The organism is Dyadobacter jejuensis (assembly GCF_003149085.1).
Taxonomy (GTDB): Bacteria; Bacteroidota; Bacteroidia; order Cytophagales; family Spirosomataceae; genus Dyadobacter; species Dyadobacter jejuensis.
Genome location: NZ_QGDT01000001.1, coordinates 692674 through 717214, shown reverse-complemented (window position 1 = coordinate 717214; position 24541 = coordinate 692674). Strand labels below are relative to the sequence as shown.

Sequence of the window (24541 nt, the reverse complement as noted above, 5' to 3'; positions counted from 1 at the left end):
CCAGACGGCGCCGCCCCTAGGCCATGACCTGGGGGCGTCGTTATCTCAGAATAAATGAAGCCCTATTTTAAGCTTACCCCTTTTGATAAAAGCATGAGGTAATCGTTATTGCGTACCACCAGAAACATCTCTTCACCTCCTACCCTAATCTTACGAATCTTCTTTACCTGGCCAGTAATGGACAGTTCAGGGATTTTTTCAACATCAAAATGGCCTTTCCCTCTGTTGATCAACAGAGAGCCATAGTCGGCATCATAGCGCCCCATCTGCACATTGCTCTCATAAAAATTGCCCATGAGCAGGAAGTCAGGTAGGGAATCTTGATTGGCCTCTACGACCGCCGAAGCATAATACGGCGCCCACTGCGCCTTGTAGGGGAGCGGTTTTGCGACATAATTACCCTTTCCGTCGTTCAAGAAAAGGGTAGTCTCGAAGGAGTCTGCCGTCCACTTTTTCGAAGCTTTGATTTTATCCTCTCCAAGGATCGTTTCAAAGCTTGCTTTGGAAAATTCGGAAGCTAAATTATATTTCTTTCGAATCAACGGAATTTGCTTTTCCAATTCCATTTTGGTGGGGAATAAGGACTCTACTCCATTTAAATAATGCGTTAAAATGGGCTCATTTCTGCCGTTCTGATCGTAATCATTTACATACAAGTGGACAGGTTGATCTTTACTAGCCTTCAGTCGGCTATTGAGCCCCAAGTTGCCCGCCAGTAAATCCATATCCCCATCTCCATCCACATCTACTGGAAACACAAAGTTCCACCAACCCCTTTGGTCGGTAATCACGCGCTGATCGAACCCTTTAGGTCGATTTACAAAAAGGTATATTCCGCCCCATTCGGTAGCTACCACCAAATCTTTGTCCTCATCACGATCCATATCCACCCATACAGCATCCTTTACATAGCCGATTTGCGATAAGCCAGAAGCATATTGGTCGGTGACTTCGGTAAAACGTCCATGGCCATCGTTTTTTAATAGGTAGGAATGGGGCACCTCACCATAGGCCGTAGGAACGGCTCTCCCTCCTATAAACAAATCGACGTAGCCATCACCTGTGAAGTCATGGCTTACCACACATGAGGCAGTCACATAAATATCTTTAAAAGCATCGGGGCGAGCCGTAAGGGTACCGGTTCCGTCGTTGAGATAGAGTCTAGGTTGCTGATAAACCGAACGATTAAAAAATTCGTTACCACCAGTAGCCACCACTAAATCCAGGTGTCCATCTTGATTGACATCGACCCACTGAGCGTCTATTTCCTCATAGGTAGAGTCACGAGACAAGGCGGGTTGATATTTCTCCTGGAATCGACCTTCCTTCGTTTGCAACATCAACCGGGCTTTACCATTCTTAGCAGAACCTAGAAAAACGTCCTCAAGACCATCGTGGTTCACATCCGCCACCGCTACCGCGGGACCCTCCGCTGTGGTTTCGAAGGGGATCAGCGAATTACGATCAAACTCAACAAAATTATTTTCTGTATGTTTAAGATATAAACCTGCCTGTTGTGCTCGGTCGACAAAATGCGGAAAATGGGTGCTCGTAGCATTGAAATCTTGTAATAAGGAATAATTGAAACGAGGAAGGCCTGTTAAATATTGAAGGTTCAAGGAATCGGCTAGTTCCGAATGGGCTATCACCTGATAGTGGCCATTGGGCCAAATGAGCGCTATAGAATCCACTTCGTCCCTATTACCCACTCCCATATGAATCGGTAGTTCCATACTCGACAAGAAGCCTCGAACCGGGAATTTTTCATAGAGCTGCGCTCCGCTCCCTTTGTATACCACACATTTGGCTCCTATCGCGTTTCTGTTAAGGGAGTCGCCCTTCAAATACAACCGGATATAATCGTTTTTATTCGGACTCCTAACACTCACATTCTCATATAAAAATACTTTATCATTAATATTATTAGTCACCAGGTCTAGGTCCCCGTCGTTGTCAAGATCCGCATAGACAGCCCCATTGGAATAGGAAGTCCGATCATTTTGAATTTTGGCTTCCAAGTCTTCAAATTGCAAGGCCCCCTGATTTCTAAAAAATTTATTTTTAAGCTTAATTTCTGGGAGTTTGTCTGCCAGACTTGGATCGTTTTCATCAAAATTCCGATCCTTGATTTTCTGTTGTACCACGTCATTGGCCACATACCGAATATAATCGATGTCGTTCATCCTTTTAGGGATCCCATTGGATATGAATAAATCCTTAAGGCCATCATTGTCAAAATCGGCAAAAAGGGACGACCAGGACCAGTCTGTAGCTGGTACCCCCGCGTACAGTCCAATTTCACTGTAAGTACCATTCCCGTTATTCCGTTGAAGGTTATTTCGCGCATATTGGTGGCTATAACCCTGCTGAAGTTTATAATTAAAAATACTATAAGAATCCTCCCCTTCCGACTTTTTAAGTATCTCGTAGTCGGAAGGGAGCATATCCAAGGACACGATTTCGGGCATAAGGTCATTATCAAGATCGGCTACATCCACGCCCATAGAGAACTGACTAGTATGTCTCAAGGCTTGGGCCGCCCGATCGTCAAACCGCCCATTGCCAAGGTTCATATACAAATAATCATTTTCATGGAAATCGTTCCCAACATATAGATCAGGAAATCCGTCTAGATTGAGATCCCCTACTCCGAGTCCGAGCCCATATCCTAAGGCACTACTATGGATGCCCGCCTTTAAGGTAATGTCTACGTACTTCCCATCCTTGTTTTCGAAGAGTCGGTCACCTGCCATGGGATGATACTGTTTTTCAAAGAACGCTCTTTTGCCGAAGGTTCCGTTCTGATGGACGGAGTGGTTGAGCTGAAACATATCGAGGTCACCGTCCAGATCGAAATCAAAAAACAGGGCTTGAGTACCAAATACAACTAGATCCAAACCATACTCCTCCGACATTTCTTTATAAACTGGAATCCCCTCTGGAGTTATCTCCTGACAGATATACAGTAAATTATGCCCTCTCATACCTTCATAATCCCCGACCTGGCTAATATATAGATCTAATAGGCCATCCTGATTGATATCCACAACCGACACCCCAGTAGACCACCCCTTTCCTTCGGCCACATTGGCTTTTTCGGTGATATCCTCAAATTTCAGATTCCCTTTATTAATAAATATTCTGTTGGGCTCTTGGTTGGCAGTGAAGCATAGATCTACCAGTCCGTCGTTATTCAAATCGCCAGCCGCTACCCCTCCTCCATTATAGAAGTACATATAATAGAAAATATTAAAGGACTTGTCGGATGTTAATTGGTTGGAGAAGTTAAGGCCCGTTTCTTCTTCCATATGCAGCCGAAAAAGTGGGTCTACCCCATTTTTTTTGCTCGTACACCTACTCGTACCGATCAGCAGCAAGCAGACTAGCCCAAGGTTAGACGCCACACGAAGCCAGCCGTTTCTCAATCGTCTAATCCAATTTTTCATGGTTTTCTAATTTTATATACGCTAGGTTGCTCATTATTGACCAAGCCTATCAAATGCGGCTGATGTGCAAGATCAAAAGCGATGAGCTGCTTCACCTCTCCTGGAAGATTCAACCCACTTTTTTTAGCATTTAACACGGTAAATTTCAGATCCCCTTCATTCACCAACACGAAACCATTACACGCATCTAAAGCTCCTAATTGGGGAATAAAATGTGAATAATTACCCGCTAACACCAAGTCTTGCTGGCCGTCTTCGTTCACGTCCACTGCTTCTATTGCCGTAATACATGAGGTTTGAACGAGATCGGGCAGAGGCATTAGCCGGAATCCTCCCTTTCCATCGTTAATGGCCAATGCACTGAGCAAATAATTGACCGATTTCTGATGAGCACTATTCAATAAATCCTTGGGAAACAATTCTTCGATAGAACGCACCGCAAATTCGGCATGTTTAAGGCTTTTCTTTTTAAGGAAGGGAAATTGAGTCGTCAACTCTCTTTTTAATAGGATGGGCCATTCCTTTTGATCCAGCGTTTTGGTAATCACCTTATCCATCACCCCATTCTTATTAAAGTCGTTTAAGTAGAGCTTAAGGGGACTTTCGGCGGTAGCCTTCAGTGAAAAATTATCTCCTATATTTCCGAGAACCAAATCCATATCCCCATCCTCATCCAAGTCCACCGCCTTTACACTGCCCCAGAAACCTCTGTAATCCTCTAGCCCAGATTTCAATTCTACAAATTGGGAGCCGACCACCTTGAAGAGTCGTAACGACATCCAGTCGCCTACTATTGCTAATTCCTGTTTACCGTCTCCATCGATATCGTGTAATACGGCATCCCGAATCATCCCCAGAGCATGTAATGCAGGGAACACTTGTTTGGTCACGTCTGTAAACTGACCTGAACCATCGTTACGGAGAATTGAACTAGTCGGGCTGGCGCCATAAATCTTAGGAACACTTCTACTACCCACAAAGAGGTCCAAATCGCCGTCGGAGTCGAAATCCATGGAACAAAAAACGGAGGTATTCATACCATTGGGTGGTAAGGCACCATTTTTGAGCTGAAATTGCCCCGCTCCATTGTTAATATACAGTCGAGAAGGGAGCTCGGCGCTTCCTAGGGGAATTTGGTTCCCCCCACTTCCAACTATAAGGTCCAAATCTCCATCCTGATCACAATCAAAAAAAAGTGCGGCTGTATCTTCAAAACCAGCCATATCATCAAACAGCTTTTGAGGACTAATTTGAAACCCACCCTTACCCTGCAAATACAACTGTCCCGCCTGTCCCAAAGCGCCACAGACATACATATCGACTAACCCATCCTGATTCACATCGCCCATTGCAGCCTTGGGCCCTTCCCTCGAGAGCAACATAGGCAAATTCCTTTCATCATAATAATCCTCATATTTATTTTCCTGATGCGCTTTTAAATCACTTTTCAGGGGTTCAAAATAATAAAAAGGTTCATGGGAGGCGGGCTCAATATTTTGCTGAATGGCCTGCTGGACAGATAGGGTTAGAAGCTGGTTTATTGCAGGGTTTTCTAGCTTAGTGACCCGACCATCGGGCCAATCCACCAGCAACGAGTCAATGCGGGCGATCGCCCCTAACCCAATGGTTAGGGGGTATTCGGTACTCGACTGAAAGCCCTTAGAGGGAAACAGTTGTCTGGTAAAAATCTGCTTCCCTGCATACACTTTTAGCGAAGCCCCAATAGCCCTCGTATTGAGTCCCTCTCCTTGAAGTTTTACTTTTATATAATTACCTGGATGGGCCATGACTTCGGAGCGATTTTTATAAATCGATACAGGTTGATTTACGTTATTGATCACCAGGTCCAAATCCCCATCATTATCCAGATCGGCATAAGCGGCCCCATTAGAGAATGTTTTTTGTTCCAAACCAAACTCCTGGCCTTGCTCCTCAAATCGCAGCCCACCTTTATTGTGAAAGAACATATTGGCAATGGGTGTAGAAGGCATTTTATTGACAATTTCTTGCATCGATTCCTTTTTGCCCGTGAGGGCCATTTTCTGCACCACATCATTGGCAAAAAACTCTATAAAATCTTGGTCTATAACATCTTGATAGATCCCATTACATACCAGAATGTCCGTCCAACCGTCGTTGTCGGCATCGAACATCAATGCGCCCCAGCTCCAATCGCTGGCGGCAACACCGGCAAAATTTGCTAATTCACTAAAAGTTCCATCCTGGTTATTATATTGAAGGCTATTTTGCATATACTGCGCTGCAAATCCCTTTTCCTTTTTTAGATTGAAAACATAATGATTTTCGAAAGAGGTGGTCGTCCGTAACCGATATTCGTCCCGAGGCAACATATCGGTAGCGAATATTTCGGGATATCCATCATTATTGATGTCGGCCATATCGGCTCCCATCGAGGCTAGGCTCGTATGCTTGATACGCTTTTCTAGTTCTTCCGAAAAAGTCCCATCGCCTTTATTAATGTATAGATAATCTCTTTCGAAGAAGTCGTTGGAAATATAAATATCGGGCAAATGGTCTTCGTTAACATCCCCTACCGTAACCCCTAGCCCAAAACCGATAAGACTCCCATAAATACCAGCCTGTTCACTTACATCAACGAAGTGACCATTGTCATTTCTAAGCAAGCGGTCGCCCCCACCCTTCAGGAAGTCACTAACGGGCCAGTCTTTGGCTCTTAATGTTCTATTATTGCTGTAGTTTAAGGTGTTTACCGGAATAAAACTATTATTGAGGATATACACATCCAGGTCGCCATCTTGATCATAATCAAAGAAAGCGGCATGGGTGGTATACCCCGAATCGTTTAGCCCATAAGCAGCGGCCGCTTCGGTAAAAGTAGAATCGCCGTTATTAATAAAAAGCTCATTCTCTTGCCCAATACCCTTTTGGAAACCCGCATTGCAGACATAAATATCCAGAAGATCGTCATGATTAATGTCGACCATCACGACCCCAGTGCTCCATTTTCCCTTCACACCAGAGATGCCTGCCTTTTCCGAAATATCCTCAAATTCCAATCCTCCTTTATTAAGAAAGAGTCGGTTTGGACCCATGTTGGCCGTCAGGAAGATATCGGCTAAGCCGTCATTATTCACATCACCTGTGGCTACACCACCTCCATTATAAAAATTTCGGTAGGTAAAAATATTGAAGTCCACTTGGTTGGCTACCGTATTTTCAAAATAAACACCTGTTTTTGAGGCCTCTAAAAGTTCAAAGTTGGCCGTGGAGTCTTTTTGCTTACAGGAAGGGTTCAAAACTGCCATGAGAAAAAGCAGACCACTCCATTTTACTTGAGAATAAAGCTTCATTGCGGAAATTTACGGCGGATAACGGATTAAGAATTATTGCAGATCGGACCAGCTCATATGGTCGAAAGAGACATGTGGAGACTTATAGACGATAGTACCCTTTATCTCCACGGGTTGCTCTAGGAGTAAATCTACTCCATATTTCACCCCTTTTCCATGAAGATCCATATGAAAATATTCGGGATCCATTTGTTTTACAGTAAGGCTACCCGAAGTCATCACATAGCCCAATCCTTTGAGTGGGTTCGTCTCGATGATTTTACCGATAAGAACTTGCGTTTGGGCACCTTTTCTTTCGTCAAAGGTTATTTCCCATGGGAAGTCTTTAAGGCGGTCAGGCATTTTTAAGGAAACAATCGTCTGACCATCAAACTGATTCTTTAGATTAATGGCCATGGTTCCATTACTCAGGGATATGGACCCTTTAAAAATACACTCATTGGCATAAAAAGTATCGCCGGCAATCTCCAGCCTAATCAGTGCTTGGTGATCGGCCAGAACCGATTTATAGTCCTCTAGGCGCTGATCTTGTTGGGGTTTTGGCTCACAAGCCAGTAATAGACTGGATAATAAAAGTCCTAAGAATCGTTTGAAAAACATAAGTTACTTAAAAAATAGAAGTACCCCTATACCAGGAGCACTTCTATATCAATGGTTATTACTACAAACTTAGTATCCAGGATTCTGGTTAAGATTGGGATTGGAAACAATGGCCGTAGAGGGGATGGGGTACAGCACGGTATGGGGATCGTTGACAGTAGCGCCTTCACCATTTACAAATTTCCCAAAGCGGATTTCAATAGTTCTTTTTCCACCTTCCCAATACAGCTCACGTCCGATCTCTTCAAACAGATTGTCGGCTGTGAGGCTAGCCAATGCGGATGCCTTATTTTGAGTCCTAAGGTCATTAATCATTTCTAAAGCACCAGCAGTATTTCCCGATCTGAATAGTGCTTCGGCTTTCATCATATAAGCCTCCCCAAAGCGCATCAGCACATATTTACCGGCATCGGCGGGGTGGTACTTAATAACCCGGATTCCTTTTTCGGTAGCGGCTCCAGCCAAGGGAACATCTCTAGAGAACATCAGTGGTTTGTTTGACCGGGAGTCGATAATATCTTCAATGAGTATTTTACCATCTGCATCGGTCACATATTCACCTTTAGAATCTTTTACGGGGCCTCGTTGCTGACCAATCAAGAATCCCTTACCTAACCAAGAGAACTCGGTTCCATCTTCGACTGGAGGAAGGCCTTTACGTATATCTGTATCCTCAAAAGTATCATAAAAATCGGCCAATGTGGTAAAACCATTCCATCCACTAGGGTCCTGATCATAATGAAGGGTCATCATCCATCGATTTTGGGGAGTCCCTTCCAAGGAAACGAATATGATTTCGTTGGAAGCATTAGAAGTAAAATTCTTAAAATAGCTACTTTCCAAGCTATACCCATTGGCTTCGATAGCATCTACATATTGCTCAACCTTGGCCATATCGGCATTATCGAAGGTGTAGCTAACTTCCCCCAAATTACTCTTGTAAATGGCCTTATTCAAATAAAGTTTGGCTAATAAAAAGTTGGCTGCAGCTTTAGACGCCACGCCATTATTAGCACCAGGCCCTATATTGGCGAGATTGGGCAAAGCCTCTTCCAAGTCCTTTACAATGAAATCGAAGGCTTCTGAACGAGTCAGTACACGTGGAAGCTCGTCAGCACCTTGTGTCACTTCCCGAAATGGGGTAACACCCCAGTAGTCCATCACATGAAACATATTAAAAGCCCTTAAAAACTGAGCCTCCGCCTTTTGAGCTGGGGTAGGATTGGAAGCAATAATTTCATTGGCCTTATATGCCCTCTGATTAAGGTTATTCCAGGCGTCTCTAATATAGGTATGAGAGGCATCCCAAGTATGAGAATCTAAGGTTCTCCATACCCCATTATCCCCCCAGTCCACTCCACGTGTGGGCGGAATCATTTCTGCAGAGGTATGCATTCCCAAGGCATATATCCCAGCCTGGTCGGTATAAGTACCCAAGTCTTTATATGCCGAAGCTAATAGTTCTGTAGGATTACCGGCTGTAAACCCTCCCCCTTCCGAGGATCTTACAATAGAATCCTTCTCTTCATTTACAAGATCAGTACAGCCTATGAATAAGGACATACAGGCTGCTGACGCTAAGATCTGATATATTGATATATTTTTCATTTTGAATTCTTTTTTTAGTTAAAACGACACATTTACTCCAATCGTCCACGTTCTGGCACGTGGATAAGCAGTATAATCAATACCGAATGATGGAATGTCATTTAACGATTTGTTTGTGGTAACTTCAGGATCCTGCCCATCGTATTTGGTAAAGGTCAATAAATTTTGCCCCGTAATATAGACTCTAGCCGAGGAAATCACCTTATTATCACCTACCGGTACCCGATATCCTAAAGATAGATTTTGCAAGCGGACGAAGTCCCCTTTTTGAAGAAAGCGAGTACTTACCTCTGGTGCATTTAACGATCCTTCTCCATTACCTATAACATCTTTCGTCACGTTACGACCGTTGGCAAAAGAACCTTGAGTAAAAAACGCATTCTCCGTATTCGAATACAGATAATTCCCAAACACTCCATTAAAAAATAAGCTGGCGTCGAAATTACCATACCTAAAATTATTAGTTAAGCCACCCGTAAGCTTCGGCAGTGGGCTTTTTCCTCCCAAAAATTGTTGAAAGTCTCCGTTTGGATAGATACTATTGCCCGCCTCATCGAAGCCACTAAACTCTCTTAAGAAAAAGGCGAAGAGGGGTTGTCCTTCAGCCAGCCGTTGGGCAAAGGCACCCGACAGACCTTGACCGTTTATCTCCCCTGTATCGTAAGTCCCTGTCAGGTTCTTTACTAAATTTTTGTTGTAAGCCATATTGAATAATACCTCCCAGGTAAAATCCTTATGATCCACTACTGCCGCATTCAAGGCCAATTCAACGCCTTGGTTCTGAATATCCGTATCCAAATTTTGGAAGACAAATGGATTGGGGGCAGGCTGAGCAGCAACTACCTTAAATAACAGATCCTTGGTCGACTTGGCATAAAATTCAAGAGACCCAGATAGGCGGCTCTTCAGAATGGCGAAATCCAACCCTAGATTAAGTGCAGCTGTTGACTCCCATTTCAAGTTAGGGTTATTAAAAGCCACGGCATTCAACCCACCGCCTTCAATTTTATTAGCATCCTGATTGATCGTATAATCGCTGTACCGATCGCGACGGTCATACACATTATGTGGAATGGCTTGGTTACCTGTCACTCCATATCCTACCCGAAGGGCTAGATCGTCGAAGACCCCATCAGGCATAAAACTTTCTTCCATCAACTTCCATTTGAAAGCCCCAGAAGGGAAGTAACCGTATTTGTTATTCCCCCCAAACTTAGAGGAGCCATCGACACGGAGGGTAGCGGTAAACAAATATTTGCTACTCAAGCCTACATTGACCCTACCAAAATAAGATTGCAGTTCATCTTTGGTATAATTTGAATTCTGTACAACAGACCCTATCGTTTCAAGATTTGAAGCGTCTTTGATGAGAATGGTTCCGGCCGAAGCCAAATTATTGATCATGACATCTAGGTCAGTAGTTCTAAAATTAGCAGCTGCTATGCTTTTACCTGAGTTTTCAAAACTCTGATAAGAATATCCCAGTAGTCCATTAAAAGACACGTTCCCGAATTCTTTATCATAGGTAAAATAGTTCTCCCATAATTGATTATTCGTTTCTACGTCTCGGACATACACCCTCCCTTTACCGGTGATTCCTGAGGCTACCAAGTCGCCAGATAAAGCTTGCTTCCGACTAGCCATCGATTTATCGAAACCCAATACCGTTTTAAACTTAAGCCCCTTCAAAATTTCCAGTTCGGCATTGATATTACCCAATGCACGCAGGGTATTATTATTATCCTTTGAATAGGCTAAAAATGCCATAGGATTGGGTTCCGTATTACCTGGCTGATTATAAGACCCATCCGCATTAAACACCGATCGAGTAGGATTTGATTTTAAAATTGCCCCCATTAAATCCCCTTCAAAACCTGAATTTTCGGAGATAGGAACCCCCGCATCTTGGGTATTGGCGAAGCTCAAATTACTCCCTATGGTCAGTTTGTCGTTGATAAACTTCTTTTGACCGTTAAAGCTGACACTATAACGTTTTACATTTGACTTCTCTACGATCCCATTTTGGTCCATATACCCTAGAGAGAATCGATAATTTCCTGTTTGATCGCCCCCCCCATACGATAGGTTGTGCTGCTGGGTAATGCCCGTCCTAAAGGCTTCATCCTGCCAGTCGGTGGTACTTTCATAATCTTGCCCTCCAGCTGCTCGGTATTCGTCGGCGGTTAATAAGTCATATTTTTTGGTAATATTGCTTATACCCACAGAAAATCCGTAATCCAAAGAGCCTTTACCTTTTCCCTTTTTGGTAGTAATCAAAACGACCCCATTGGCCCCCCTAGAACCGTAGATGGCAGTGGCAGAGGCATCCTTAAGAATGTCTATGCTAGCAATATCATCGGGGTTCAAGAAATTCAAAGGATTTTTTGCTGCCTGACGGCCCACCCCTTGAGAGCTCCCACTCCCAGAGGTATTGTCTCCACTAAGGGGTACGCCATCTATCACAAATAATGGATTATTCCCTCCCAATACCGATGAAGTACCACGGATCCGCACATTGATACCCCCACCTGGCTCACCGCTCGACTGGGAGATTTGTACCCCAGCTACCCTACCTTGCATCAATTGCTCAGGAGAGGTGACCACTCCTTTCTGGAAGTCTTTAGCTCCTATCGCGGATACGGCTCCCGTGGCATCTTTTTTCTTGACCGTACCATATCCTACCACGACCACCTCTTCAAGGGCTCGAATATCCTCCTTCAGTGTTACATTAATCACCGTCTTATTACCAATGGCTATTTCTTCGGTAACAAACCCGATGGCCGAGAAACTTAAACTAGCGTTAGCGGGTGCTGAAATGGTATAATTACCGTCGATATCGGAATTGGTTCCCGTAGTTGTCCCCTTTACTGTGATAGTGACCCCGGGTATCCCTTCCGATCGGAGATCGGTAACTCTACCACTAATCGATACATTTTGGGCCCAGCTTAGAGTGGAACTAATCATTAAGGCAGCCAGGACCAGTAGGAACAGGACTAATATCCTACTATAACTTGAACGAATGTCTACTTCTCGAATTTCGGAGGCAGTCATTACTTTTGAGTAATTGTTCTTCATTTGGTTTCATTAGGTTTGATTGAACTACATGATGTGGTTAAAAAACGACGCCACTTTAAACCTCCCCAGGTACATTTATTATTTCAAATGGGGATAAAAATCGAATCGGTCGATATCCATTTCATGCAAAAATATGTTTGAAAATAACAAATTACGACTTTTTCTTTAGAATTATAAAATTATATTAATGATTTTATTTTGCCATTTTCTTGTACTATAATGGCAAAACTTAAATATCGAAATAATATGCCCCTCAAACCATCATTTACCTACAGGGTAAACGGTCATGCCTGAAATTTCCCCTTCTTATAACACATCAAAGCCATGCAGTTCGTAACTTTGTGTCCTTATCTTTTCTTGAACAGTACCTATGACCACCTCGCCTGAGCAGTTAAGCGTAAACTTAAAATCATTGGCAGATCAAATAGAAGGCGATCTCCATTTGGACCAGACTATCCGAACCTTATATGCTACCGATGCATCGGCATACCGTGAAATGCCATTGGGTGTAGCTATCCCCAAACATATAGCCGACCTAAAGGCCATTATCGACTTTGCCATACGCGAAAAGATTTCCCTCATTCCCCGTACTGCAGGAACCTCCCTAGCAGGCCAGGTAGTAGGGGCCGGGCTGGTGGTGGATGTATCCAAACATTTCAATAATATATTAGAGATCAACGCCGAAGAGCGCTGGGTGCGGGTGCAGCCAGGGGTGGTAAGGGATGAACTGAACCACGCTTTAAAGCCTTACGGCCTGTATTTTGGACCAGAAACCTCCACAGCCAACCGCGCCATGATAGGCGGAATGGTAGGCAATAACTCCTGTGGGTCCAACAGCCTGGTTTATGGCAGTGCCAGAGAGCATACTTTGGAGTTGCAAGCCATTCTTTCCGACGGCTCAGAGGCGCATTTCCACGACCTAAGCTTGGTCGAATACCAGGAGCTCATCCAACGCGCAAAGGCTAAAAATGGCTCAGCCACTCTTGAGGATAAAATATATTTAAAGGCCGACGAAATACTTCAAAACAGTCAGAACCAAGAGGAGATTCGCAAGAATTTTCCCAAACCGAGTATCAGCCGGCGCAATACAGGGTATGCATTGGATATGTTGCTCCATATGCAGCCCTTTGGTAACCAGCAAGATCCCACTGCCTTGCCCTTTAATATGTGTAGCCTGGTGGCAGGCTCCGAAGGAACCCTGTGCTTCCTCACGGAGATCAAGCTCAATCTCGTTCCCGTGCCTCCCAAAACCCAGGGGTTGCTGTGTATCCATTGCGACACTATTGACGAAGCCCTGAGGACTACGGTACTAACACTTAAATATAACCCACAAGCGGTAGAGCTCATCGACGATTATATACTGGAATGTGCCGCCACCAATGTGGAGCAAAAGAAAAATGCCTATTTCGTAAAGAATAAGGAGGACGGCAGCTTCCCTGCCATCTTGGTAGTGGACTTGTCGAGACATTCGGTACAGGAAGTAGAAGAGCTCTCTGAGCAGCTTACCAACGAACTTAAAGAAGCTGGACTAGGATTTCATTATCCACTGATCATCGGGGAGGACACCAAGAAAGTATGGACCTTACGCAAGGCCGGTTTAGGACTACTGGCCAACTTACCTGGCGACGAAAAAGCCGTGGCGGTAATCGAAGATACAGCAGTAGACGTGTACGACCAGCCCCAATATATCCGTGACTTCAACGAGATTCTCAAAAAACATGGGATGTCTGCAGTTCATTATGCACATGCCGGTACTGGGGAGCTTCACCTGCGCCCCATCATCAACCTAAAGACGAAGGAAGGGCACCAGCAATTCCGCATGATTGCCGAAGAGATAGCCACATTAGTAAAAAAATACGATGGGTCGCTATCGGGAGAACATGGCGATGGGCGACTGAGAGGAGAGTTTATTCCTAAAATGGTAGGAGAGCACAACTATCAGCTGTTCAAAGAAATCAAAAAAAATTGGGACCCCAATAACCTCTTCAACCCCGGAAAAATAGTGGACACGGCCCCCATGGACTCGTTCTTGCGCTATGAGGCCGATCAGAAAACGCCGGAGTTCAAGACCAACTTTAGGTTCCACAACCAAAATATCCTTCAGCACGCCGAACAATGTAACGGGGCAGGAGACTGTCGTAAGACGAAAATTAGCGGGGGAACCATGTGCCCCAGCTTTATGGCTACTCGCAACGAGAAGGACACGACCAGAGCCAGAGCCAATATTCTACGCGAAATGTTGACCCACTCCACCAAGGAGAACCGGTTCGACCATCCAGAAATCAAAGAGGTGTTCGACTTGTGCTTGGCATGTAAGGGATGTAAAGGCGAATGCCCCTCCAATGTGGACGTGGCCAAGCTAAAAATGGAGTTCTTACAACAGTACCATGATGCCCATGGTGTGCCGACGCGATCCTGGCTAATTGGCAACTTTTCTAAAATGACAGGTTTGGCCAGTTATGTACCTTGGGCCTATAACCTGATCTACAAAAACGCTCCATTACGGCGCTTTGCCAACAAAATGGTTGGGTTTCACCCCGACCGAACCATGCCCTTGCTACAAGCAAGTACCCTGAAAGCCTGGTGGACGAAGCATGCCAAAACGGTAGATAACCAAAATGCCCCCGTGGTATACTTATTCTGTGACGAGTTTACCAATTATAATGATGTAGAAATAGGCAAGAAGGCCATTTTAACATTAGAAAGACTCGGCTACCGGGTAATCATCCCTAACCACAAGCCCTCGGGCCGTCCCCAACTCTCGAAAGGACTACTCCGAGACGCCAAGGTGCTGGCCGAACAGAATGTAGCCTTACTCAAGGATTTAGTGGCCCACGATACCCCGCTGATTGGCATAGAACCTTCGGCCATACTCACCTTCCGAGACGAATACCCCGATTTGGTAGATGACTCAATGGTGGAAGATGCCAAAAAATTGGGGAACAACGCCCTTCAGTTCGACGAATTTATTGCCAGGGAAATAGCCCTTAAAAAAATTGATAAGGGCCTTTTTACCAAAGAAAGCAAATTGATCAAATTGCATGGTCATTGCCAGCAAAAGGCTATATCGAGCATGGTTCCTACCAAGCAAATGCTATCGCTCCCTGAGAACTACACCGTTCAACTGATACCGTCGGGATGCTGTGGAATGGCTGGATCTTTCGGATATGAAGAGGAGCATTACGACCTTTCGATGCAGATCGGCGAACTCGTCCTTTTCCCCGCCGTACGGCAACAGCCCGCAGAAGTACTGATAGCAGCACCTGGCACCAGTTGCCGGCACCAAATACATGATGGCACCGGACGCAAAGCCATGCATCCAGCCGAAATATTATTTGAAGCGTTGCTATAAAGCAGTCGGGCCATGGTATAAAGTAGAAAATGGCCTGACTATTACGCTTCATCAATTATCCATACTGGGCTTCCCTCGCATCGACTTAACGGCCGACCGCTTTTGCTTGGTCTGCAACCTCCTTAGTTTGCTGGCCAGGGTAGGTTTTGTAGCCCTTCTAGACTTTTCCTGTTGAAAAGCTTGGGTTATCAGTTTCCTGAATTTTTCGATCACTCCTTTCTTGTTAGCCAGCTGGGTCCGAGCGGCCTGGTCATACAAGAGGAGTATTCCGTCTTGGGTAAGCCTCGTTTTTAGCTTTAGGAGCAAACGGTGCTTTTGTTCCTCGGTTAAAAGCTGTGAATTCGGTATATCGAAACGTAACTCCACTTTTGTCTCTACCTTATTGACGTTTTGTCCACCACTGCCTCCACTTCTGGCCGTCTGGAAAACAACCTCTTGCAATAGCTGCGAGGGATCTATACTTCTTATCATTTCTTCTTCCTTAAAATACTTAAATATCCCTTTATCGGGCGTTAATGATGCTGGAAACCATCTCCTTAGCTTGTTAATACATGTTAACCTTTTGGGCGAAAAATAGGGATATTAGCCTCCTGAATTGTCTTTACAAAGCTAGTAAAAAGAAATACAGACGCATCAAAAATATTGATTTACAAAGATTTACGCACAATTCTCAAATAAATAAAATCGTTATGCATGCAGAAAAACGAGGAGTACCTATCCCTAGAGGCCTACCGGTTCGGCTTGGAGTCCTTTAAACTATTTCCTTCTTTTTTGATCCTACTTATATAGATCGATACACCATACAACCAATCATATAGCCATGAAAACTAAACATTTCTTCCAAACACTGACGCTGACTTTGCTAATGCTCGGTGGATGGATGCTCCCCCAAAAGGCCCAAGCTCAACGGGGAGTTTCCATCAGTTTCCAAACTTTTTATCAAGAACTTTCCCCTTACGGACAGTGGACTACCAGTCCTCAATACGGCTCGGTATGGACCCCTTACCACTCGGGAGACTTTCAGCCCTACTCTACCAACGGATATTGGGAAATGACTGAGTACGGTAACACTTGGGTCTCAAACTATGAGTGGGGATGGGCGCCATTCCACTATGGCCGCTGGTCCTTTGACGATTATTTGGGATGGTTTTGGATTCCGGGTTATGAATGGGGCCCGGCATGGGTCAACTGGCGCTCCGGTGGTGGATACTACGGTTGGGCTCCATTAGGACCAGGCGTCAACATCAATATAGCCGTCAATATCCCCTCTTTTTGGTGGATACTCGTACCTAACCGCCATTTTTACACGTCCAATTGGCATCGCTACTGGGTACCTCGTAACCGGATTTCCAGAATTTATAATCAGACGACCATCATCAACAACTATTACCGTCGCGACAACCGGACGTATGTATATGGCCCTAGAAGAGACGAAATCGAACGATATACCCGCAGAAGTGTACCCGTTCGTCAGGTAGTGGTCAATGACCGAGGACGTATTATCGTCAACCAGTCGAGCCGGAATAGCCAGCCTTATAGCCCCCCAGCCAACAGTCGAGGCAGTGTATATGACACACGGAGTGGCAATGAAAGGAGCAGCCGGACCGGCTCATCGGATCGTTCGGGCTATACGCCTCCAAGGGAGTCTACAACCAGCAGTAGAACGGGAGTCGTAGAACGGTCGTCGAGCCCTAGTTATAACAGCCGCAGCAGCCGGACAGAGGCTCCAAGAGAATCGGGAAATACTTCGCGAAGCTATGAGCCCCCAAGAAGCAGAACCACTAGCCCTAGTACTAGCCCAAGTCGATCGGAACGCAGCAGTAGCCCTGCTCCCTCGCGCAGTAGTAGCCGAGAACGTTCCTCAACACCTACCGTTCGGAGCAGCCCTAGTGTAGCCTCGCCTTCTAGATCTACTCGTACTAGTAGCCCAGCAAGATCGAGCACGACCCGGTCCGAATCGAGTAGAGAATCTAGCTCATCTGAAAGAAGTAGCCGTTCACCCAGATAAGGAACCGGTATCCTCCATATCAAAGCACCTCGAAGTTGATCTACTACGAGGTGCTTTGTTTTATATACCCATATCCATGATAATAGGGGAAAATGTATTATTTTTAGGCATTACATAACTGACATCCAGCAATGGAAATACAATTCGATATTGAGTTTAAGGAGAGTGCCCCAAAATATGTCCAAATCAGCAAATCGATCCTTCAAGCCATTAGTAAAGGCAAACTAAAACGAGGAGATAAAATACCATCCATCAACCAATTGAGTGAGGAATATCTCCTATCCAGAGATACCGTAGAAAAGGCCTACAAACATCTCATTAAGGATGGAATTCTTATTTCGGTCCGAGGCAAGGGCTATTTTATCAATAGAGTCGATATAGAACATACCACCAGGGTGCTGCTGGTGATGAACAAAATCAGCAACTACAAGAAACAAGTGTACAACGCCTTTGTGGAGCAGATAGGAAAGAATGTAAATGTGGACTTACATATCCATCATTCCAATATCAATATCTTTAAAAACCTGATCAAAAACAGTCTTGGAGAATACGACTACTATGTGGTAATGCCCCATTTTTACGATAAACAGGATGAAGCCGTTGAAATACTTAAACTAATCCCGCCCGAGAAACTGATGTTGCTCGATAAGGATATTGACCTTCCTAGTAAGAAATATTCCTGTGTATATCAGAATTTCGAAAAAGACATTGTAGAATCCCTCAATGAAGCGACCGATTTACTAAAGTCCTATACTAAACTTATACTCATATTTCCGACCATCATCCCCTATCCCAAGGACATCATGAAAGGTTTTAGGGTCTTTTGTATCCAGCAATCGATCTCCCATCAAATCATTTACGATTTTCAGGAAAATGATGAGGTTACTCCACAAGCGGCATATGTGGTCATCGAAGAGAATGACCTGGTACATCTTATCAAAAAATGCAGGCAACAGAACCTGGAAGTGGGCAAGGACGTAGGAATCATCTCCTACAACGAGACTCCCCTGAAGGAAATCCTACTCAATGGTATTACCACCATCTCTACCGATCATGAACAAATGGGGCGGACGGCAGCCTCACTGATCGTCGAAAACAAACAGGCCATTGTCAAAAACCCCTTCACCCTTACGATCCGTAAATCGCTTTAGGTACTGGGCTTTCCACAACGGCCTGTAAGGTATTCTTCAATTATAATCCTGTAGCTACCGACACAGCCCCTCTTTCCTGAGTAAGTTGTGTGCGTAATTGCAGGTCTCGGAATAAGCCAATGGGATCGAGTGCTCCACCACTGCGGCGCATCATCTCACGTACCAAGGGACGCACATCGGTTCTAAAGGCATTTTGGAGAATTTGCTGCGCCCGTACTACATCGTTTTCCTGCCTGGCTACGGCAAGCTTAGGCCTATCAATTAGTAAGGCTTGCGCATAGGCGATCAAGATAGCCTCCACCGACTGCAACAAATCTTCCAAAGGATCTTTTACGTTATGGCTGGCATCGATCATCCAGGCGTACGCATCGCTGCTGTTACCTGCTCGTTGCATCCCCTCCACGAGTTCATTAAATATCAAAAACAACATATAGGGCCTTATGCTCCCTACGGTAAGGTCATCATCTCCATATTTGGAGTCGTTGAAGTGAAAACCGGCTAGGCGGCCTTCCATCATCAGAGTAGCCACAATCTGTTCGATATTGGCATTAGGCAGATGGTGTCCCAAATCGACCAATACGTCGGCTTTGGGCCCTAACTTCTGGCAGAATAATAGCGAACTACCCCAATCCTGAATGACGGTCGAATAAAAATTCGGCTCATAGGCTTTATACTCTACAAACATCTTCCAGTCGTTGGGCAAGCCTTCATAAATAGCCTGCAAGGACTCCAGGGTATTCTGAAAGGCCCTCACAAAATTGGACTGTCCAGGGAAGCAAGAGCCATCCGAAAGCCAGATTGACAAGGCTTTGGACCCCAATGCCTCACCATATTGGATGACCTCTAGGTTATGTGCTACCGCCTGCCGACGCACCTGAGCATCGGTATGCGACAAGGACCCAAACTTATAGGACAATTCCTGACCTTTTTGATCTTGGAAAGTATTGGAGTTCACGGCATCGAATTGCAAATCGAAGGAGCTTGCCAAATCGATTATAGAATCGGCCTGTTTGGGGATATCCCAGGGTATATGCAGAGAGATAGATCCACTCGATCTGTTGAGGGCATGCAGCAAGCCCACATCTTCTATTTTTTGTTCGAGAGAGCCGGGTTCTCCCGAGCCTGAAAACCGGCCAAACCGAGTACCACCGGTCCCCAAGGCCCAGCTTGGGATAGCCACTTGAAATCGCGCCAGCTCGGCAATTATCTCATCGGCTTGGACGCCTTGCTCGGCTAGCTGCTCTTTCAGAAATATAAACTGATTATTATGCCTAGAAAATAGGCCATCATTATATTGATCGATCTGACTTTTTTCTATTCTCATACTAGCAATGGTTTGAAAGTAAAAAAGGAAGTCAAACCTACCGGTTGTATCCACACACCCTTTGCGGACGACAAAGTCTACATTAGCGCGAGCGGATACATCGGTATTTCAACTTCCTTTCGGGTATCTTAATTAGCGTACAAATGCAGCCGGTACTCCACCATCCACATTGATCACATTCCCGGTACTCTTATTAAGCATGCCGCTTACGAAGATATATACGCCATTGGCGATGTCTTCGGTATGGATTTCGGCACCCAAAACGGTACGTTTAGCATAAAATGCGGGTAGCTCTTCAATTTTGATTCCATAAGCTTTTGCTCTACCAGCAGCCCAACCACTTTCCCAGATTTTACTTCCGGAGATTACGGCATCGGGGTTCACGATGTTGACGCGGATTTTGTCACCACCCAATTCGGCAGCAAGCAAACGGCTCATATGCTGCTGAGCGGCCTTAGCCGTTCCATAAGCCACATTATTGGGGCCCGAAACCAGGCCATTTTTAGAAGCGATATTAATAATATCACCGCCATTACCTTGCTGGCGCATAATGGCCACAGCCTCTTGCGACACGAGGAACTGCCCCTTTACGAGCACATCCTGCAAAATATCCCAATCCTTAATGGTCGTATCGGCCAGGGGTTTCGAGATCGACAATCCGGCGCAATTGACCACAATATCCAAGCCTCCAAAACGAAGTTTAGTTTTTTCCATGGCTGCCTTAATTTGCTCAGGATCCAGCACGTTAGCATTAGCTGTTTCTGAAAAATCTTTACCAAACTTGGCATCGAACTCGGCCTTAGTTTCGGCCAAGGCCTTATCATCGATATCGGATACCACTACGCAGGCACCTTCCTGAAGTAACTTGGCGGCTATCGCCTTGCCAATACCACCCGAACCACCCGTTACTAGGGCCACTCTGCGCGATACGGTTTTTTCCTTGGGCATGCGTTGCAACTTAGCTTCCTCCAATAACCAATATTCAATATCGAAGGCCTCTTGCTCAGGAAGGGATACATAGGACGAAATAGCCTCGGCACCTTTCATAACATTGATGGCATTGATGTAGAACTCAGCGGCTACACGGGCTGTCTGCTTGTCTTTGGCAAAGGAGAACATCCCTACGCCAGGCACCAAGATAATGACTGGGTTAGGATCCCTTACTGCAGGACTGTTATCGCGCTTACAACGATCGTAATAAGCCTGATAGTCTTTCCGGTATGCTTCGAATTGAGGCTCAATCTGAGCGAGGATTTCCTGGTCGGTACCCGTGAGTAACTCAAAAGGAAAATCTAAAACCAACGGACGAATCTTCGTACGTAGGAAGTGATCGGGGCAGCTGGTGCCTAGAGGTGCCAGCTTGGACAGATCCTGACTTCCAATAAATTCCAATACGCGGCTATCGTCGGTAAAGTGACCGATCATACCCTGCTTAGAGGATGCCAAGCCACGCAAGTAAGGCGCTAGGGTTCCGGCGATTTCCGACCGGCGCTCCGGCGATTCGTCGTTCAGAACACGACCTCCAAAAACGGGTCTTGATTTACCATAATTTGCTTCTAGGTATTCCGATGCTTTTTCTATGGTATTAAGGGTATTGATATACGACTCATAGGCCGTATCACCCCAAGTAAACAGGCCATGACCTCCCAATACGATACCACGGATGCCAGGATTGTCGGCTAAGGCCTTTTCTAGCTGCAGCCCAAGGTCGAAGCCAGGGCGTTGCCAGTTTACCCACGCCAATTCTCCATCAAAAAGCTCTTTGGTGATGGCCTCCCCTTCTTTAGAAGCGGCTATGGCAATCAAAGCATCTGGATGCAAATGGTCGATATGTTTGAAGGGAAGAAGCCCATGTAATGGGGTATCGATAGAAGGAGCCTTCGATTTCAAATCGAAAATACAATGGTTGAATAGCTCTACCATTTCATCTTCGAATTGGAGACCTCTATAAATATTCTTTAAGCTATGAAGGCGGTCTTGGTACAAGCCGGCCAATCCGCTGCGTGTAAGTGTACCTATATCACCACCAGATCCTTTAATCCACATCACCTCTACCTCTTTACCGGTCAAGGGATCTTTTTCCATGGTTTTGCAGCTGGTATTTCCACCGGCATAATTGGTTAAGCGAAGATCGGCTCCTAACAAATTGGATCGATATAGAAGCAATCCGATCTGGTCGTCCCCGAAGGAGGCCGCCTTTTCGTCGTCCCATAAATAACTTACATGCTTGTACTGAGCGGCTTTTGATTGGTCCATTTTTTTATTTTATGTCTAAAGGTTGCAATATGAATACATACGGAAGACAATGCGCTGGCATTCTTACCTATCCGAAACGTACTGCAAGGATAGGGAACTTCGCAATTGGTTCCGTCCTGTGGTATCCTGCATCTAGCAATAAAATAAGAAAGTTTAGCAAATTAATAAGTACCATACTAAGAGCCCTTCAAACTAAAAAATCCCGCAATAGCGGGATTTTAAGGGCCAGAAGACAGTCTTTTTATCATTTCCAGGTCAGCCCCATATTGCTAAACATAAAGGCATAAATATCGGATTGGGTCTCCAGAGCTTTTTTGGTATTACTGGCCCCATGGCCCGAATTGGTATCGATTCGTATCAAAAGAGGCCTTTCAGAGCCCGGTCCGGCAGTCCGTTGCAGTTCTGCCGCATATTTGAAACTATGTGCAGGCACCACCCGATCGTCATGATCGGCGGTGGTAATCATAACTGCAGGATAGGACGTATTAGCCCGAATATTGTGCAGCGGAGAATACCCATAAAGAACCTCAAACTCCTCAGCATTGTCGCTGCTGCCGTAGTCGGCTATCCAGTTCCAACCTATTGTAAATTTATGAAACCTTAACATATCCATCACACCAACTGCCGGAAAAGCGACCCTACAGATATCGGGCCGTTGGTTAACCACCGTACCGACCAATAAGCCCCCATTGGACCCACCCTGAAGGGCTAGCTTATCGGAAGAGGTATATTTTTCTTCGATCAGATATTCCGCTGCGGCTATAAAATCGTCGAAGACATTCTGCTTTTTAAGCTTCATGCCTTGTTCATGCCATTTTTCTCCGTATTCGCCACCACCCCGCAAATTGGCCTGTACATACACGCCCCCTTGGTTAAGAAAGGGAATTCGGGTGGCACTAAACGAGGGGGTAAGGCTAATATTGAAACCGCCATAGCCATATAGTATGGTTGGGTTCTGCCCATCCAATTCTAGTCCTTTTTTGTGGGTAATGAAGGCTGGAACAGCCGTCCCATCTTTACTCTTAAAAAACACCTGCTTGGTCTGATAGTCCTCGGGATTGAAGGATAGCTCTGCTTTTTTAAACAGGGTACTTTCTCCTTTCCCGATGTCGTATCGAAATATGGTAGGCGGGTAGGTAAAAGACGTAAAAGTATAAAACACGAAGGCGTCGTCGGCCTCGCCTCCAAACCCACTGGCCGTTCCCAGCCCTGGTAACGGCACTTCTCTTTCTAGCGCTCCAGTGAGGCCGTACACATATATCCGTGTCGTAACATCTTTGGAGTACGAAGCAAAAAGCTTCCCTCCTGCAGATCCCACCCCTTGCAAAGGTTCGGGCTTTTCCGCTATTAGCGTCGACCAGCCTTTATCTCCCCTACTCCACTTCATCACCTTTCCGTTAGGTGCTTGTTCGTTGGTTTCTATCAAAAAACCATCTTCAACATGCTCGATAAGGCCATAGCTAAAGTCGGATATTTCGGCCTTTATGGGTTGAAAAGTCGATTCATTCTGAGCCATCACCCAAAGTCCGTTGCCGTCCTTCCCTTGGCCACGGTCGCTTACATAAAGCGCTGCGAACTGTTCGTCTTCGGTGGTTGATACGGTATGGAATCGTTGCGGGTTGGCAGGGTCCTCAAACACGAGCCGGTCGGCCTGCTGATCGGTACCTACTTGGTGAAAATAGACCTGATGATTTTCATTTTTCGCCGCCAAAGCGCTTCCATCGGGCTTTGGATAACGGCTGTAATAGAATCCATCTCCTTGCCAGGCAGCCCCCGATACCTTCACCCATTCGAGCTTATCGGACATAAGCTCGACGGTTTTCATGTTCATAACCCGATATTCCTGCCAGTCGGAGCCTCCCTTAGAAAAACCACATACGGCATATTTCCCATTTTTAGAAAGACTAAAGACCGTCAACCGGGTAGTAGCATCGGCCGATAGGGCGTTAGGGTCCAACACCACCTCCACAGTACCGTTTTCGCCTAACTGGCGGTAGAGCACCGATTGGTTTTGTAAGCCATCGTTTTTATAAAAATAATAATAGTCGCCCTTTTTCTTTGGTGCCGAGTACTTCGGATAATTATAGGCTTCTTCGAGTTCCTGGTATATTTTCCCCTTAAATGAAATACGATCGAGGTAATCGAAAGTAAGCTCGTTTTGGGCTTTCACCCATGCTTCGGTTTCTTCTGAACGGTCATCTTCGAGCCATCGAAAAGGGTCGGCCACTTTTACACCATGGTACTCGTCGATCTGCTCCACGGTATGGGTAATAGGGTAATTTAGCTTTTGTGCCTGGACGGCTTCCGCCACCAAGCCTGAGGACAACAAACTCATTATTAAATATTTTGATTTCATGTTTACGATTTCAATACAACGGGAAAGACCTTC

Annotated in this window: 12 protein-coding genes; 3 read left to right on the top strand and 9 right to left on the bottom strand. The window is 45.3% G+C overall.

Annotation, left to right across the window (positions count from 1 at the left end; all coding sequences use genetic code 11):
* Positions 1–62 precede the first annotated feature (62 nt).
* The 5 genes from CLV98_RS02965 to CLV98_RS02945 form a co-directional block, all read right to left on the bottom strand.
* Complete coding sequence (locus CLV98_RS02965; RefSeq protein WP_229203172.1) at positions 63–3446, bottom strand: VCBS repeat-containing protein; 3384 nt, start codon at positions 3444–3446, stop codon at positions 63–65.
* Positions 3443–6778, bottom strand: a complete 3336-nt coding sequence (locus CLV98_RS02960; RefSeq protein ID WP_109672622.1) for a VCBS repeat-containing protein — start codon at positions 6776–6778, stop codon at positions 3443–3445. The genes CLV98_RS02965 and CLV98_RS02960 overlap by 4 nt, the downstream gene beginning before the upstream one ends.
* Before the next feature lie 33 nt (positions 6779–6811).
* The gene (locus CLV98_RS02955) at positions 6812–7378 is read right to left on the bottom strand and encodes a hypothetical protein (RefSeq protein ID WP_109672620.1); all 567 of its coding nucleotides are present in this window, start codon (positions 7376–7378) and stop codon (positions 6812–6814) included.
* Between the two features lie 69 nt (positions 7379–7447).
* Positions 7448–8986, bottom strand: a complete 1539-nt coding sequence (locus CLV98_RS02950) for a RagB/SusD family nutrient uptake outer membrane protein (RefSeq protein ID WP_109672618.1) — start codon at positions 8984–8986, stop codon at positions 7448–7450.
* A gap of 18 nt (positions 8987–9004) precedes the next feature.
* Positions 9005–12061, bottom strand: a complete 3057-nt coding sequence (locus CLV98_RS02945) for a SusC/RagA family TonB-linked outer membrane protein (RefSeq protein ID WP_229203171.1) — start codon at positions 12059–12061, stop codon at positions 9005–9007.
* A gap of 370 nt (positions 12062–12431) precedes the next feature.
* Between CLV98_RS02945 and CLV98_RS02940 the strand changes: the two genes are divergently transcribed.
* Complete coding sequence (locus tag CLV98_RS02940; protein ID WP_109672616.1) at positions 12432–15413, top strand: FAD-binding and (Fe-S)-binding domain-containing protein; 2982 nt, start codon at positions 12432–12434, stop codon at positions 15411–15413.
* A 51-nt stretch (positions 15414–15464) separates the two neighbouring features.
* On the opposite strand, the gene arfB is transcribed toward CLV98_RS02940, so the two are convergent.
* A complete protein-coding gene (gene arfB, locus CLV98_RS02935) occupies positions 15465–15884 on the bottom strand; it encodes an alternative ribosome rescue aminoacyl-tRNA hydrolase ArfB (RefSeq protein WP_109672615.1) in 420 nt (139 codons plus the stop codon).
* 349 nt (positions 15885–16233) lie between these two features.
* Between arfB and CLV98_RS02930 the strand changes: the two genes are divergently transcribed.
* Positions 16234–17421, top strand: coding sequence for a DUF6600 domain-containing protein (locus CLV98_RS02930; protein WP_109672613.1), 1188 nt, complete (start codon positions 16234–16236; stop codon positions 17419–17421).
* A 131-nt stretch (positions 17422–17552) separates the two neighbouring features.
* Positions 17553–18572, top strand: coding sequence for a GntR family transcriptional regulator (locus CLV98_RS02925; RefSeq protein ID WP_109672611.1), 1020 nt, complete (start codon positions 17553–17555; stop codon positions 18570–18572).
* Between the two features lie 40 nt (positions 18573–18612).
* On the opposite strand, the gene CLV98_RS02920 is transcribed toward CLV98_RS02925, so the two are convergent.
* The 3 genes from CLV98_RS02920 to CLV98_RS02910 all read right to left on the bottom strand — a co-directional run bounded on the left by CLV98_RS02920 (position 18613) and on the right by CLV98_RS02910 (position 24508).
* Positions 18613–19896, bottom strand: coding sequence for a sugar isomerase (locus tag CLV98_RS02920; RefSeq protein WP_109672609.1), 1284 nt, complete (start codon positions 19894–19896; stop codon positions 18613–18615).
* A 132-nt stretch (positions 19897–20028) separates the two neighbouring features.
* Positions 20029–22152 (bottom strand): bifunctional aldolase/short-chain dehydrogenase, encoded by a 2124-nt coding sequence (locus tag CLV98_RS02915; RefSeq protein ID WP_109672608.1) that lies wholly within the window; start codon positions 22150–22152, stop codon positions 20029–20031.
* 244 nt (positions 22153–22396) lie between these two features.
* Positions 22397–24508 carry a prolyl oligopeptidase family serine peptidase gene (locus CLV98_RS02910; RefSeq protein WP_109672606.1) on the bottom strand — a complete coding sequence of 704 codons (2112 nt, stop codon included), beginning with the start codon at positions 24506–24508 and terminating at the stop codon, positions 22397–22399.
* Positions 24509–24541: the final 33 nt, after the last annotated feature.

Excerpts from the sequence above, each read along its gene's own strand:
- CLV98_RS02965 (WP_229203172.1), bottom strand. The coding sequence starts at position 3,446 with ATGAAAAATTGGATTAGACGATTGAGAAACGGCTGGCTTCGTGTGGCG.
- CLV98_RS02960 (WP_109672622.1), bottom strand. The coding sequence starts at position 6,778 with ATGAAGCTTTATTCTCAAGTAAAATGGAGTGGTCTGCTTTTTCTCATG.
- CLV98_RS02955 (WP_109672620.1), bottom strand. The coding sequence starts at position 7,378 with ATGTTTTTCAAACGATTCTTAGGACTTTTATTATCCAGTCTATTACTG.
- CLV98_RS02950 (WP_109672618.1), bottom strand. The coding sequence starts at position 8,986 with ATGAAAAATATATCAATATATCAGATCTTAGCGTCAGCAGCCTGTATG.
- CLV98_RS02945 (WP_229203171.1), bottom strand. The coding sequence starts at position 12,061 with ATGAAGAACAATTACTCAAAAGTAATGACTGCCTCCGAAATTCGAGAA.
- CLV98_RS02940 (WP_109672616.1), top strand. The coding sequence starts at position 12,432 with ATGACCACCTCGCCTGAGCAGTTAAGCGTAAACTTAAAATCATTGGCA.
- arfB (WP_109672615.1), bottom strand. The coding sequence starts at position 15,884 with ATGATAAGAAGTATAGATCCCTCGCAGCTATTGCAAGAGGTTGTTTTC.
- CLV98_RS02930 (WP_109672613.1), top strand. The coding sequence starts at position 16,234 with ATGAAAACTAAACATTTCTTCCAAACACTGACGCTGACTTTGCTAATG.
- CLV98_RS02925 (WP_109672611.1), top strand. The coding sequence starts at position 17,553 with ATGGAAATACAATTCGATATTGAGTTTAAGGAGAGTGCCCCAAAATAT.
- CLV98_RS02920 (WP_109672609.1), bottom strand. The coding sequence starts at position 19,896 with ATGAGAATAGAAAAAAGTCAGATCGATCAATATAATGATGGCCTATTT.
- CLV98_RS02915 (WP_109672608.1), bottom strand. The coding sequence starts at position 22,152 with ATGGACCAATCAAAAGCCGCTCAGTACAAGCATGTAAGTTATTTATGG.
- CLV98_RS02910 (WP_109672606.1), bottom strand. The coding sequence starts at position 24,508 with ATGAAATCAAAATATTTAATAATGAGTTTGTTGTCCTCAGGCTTGGTG.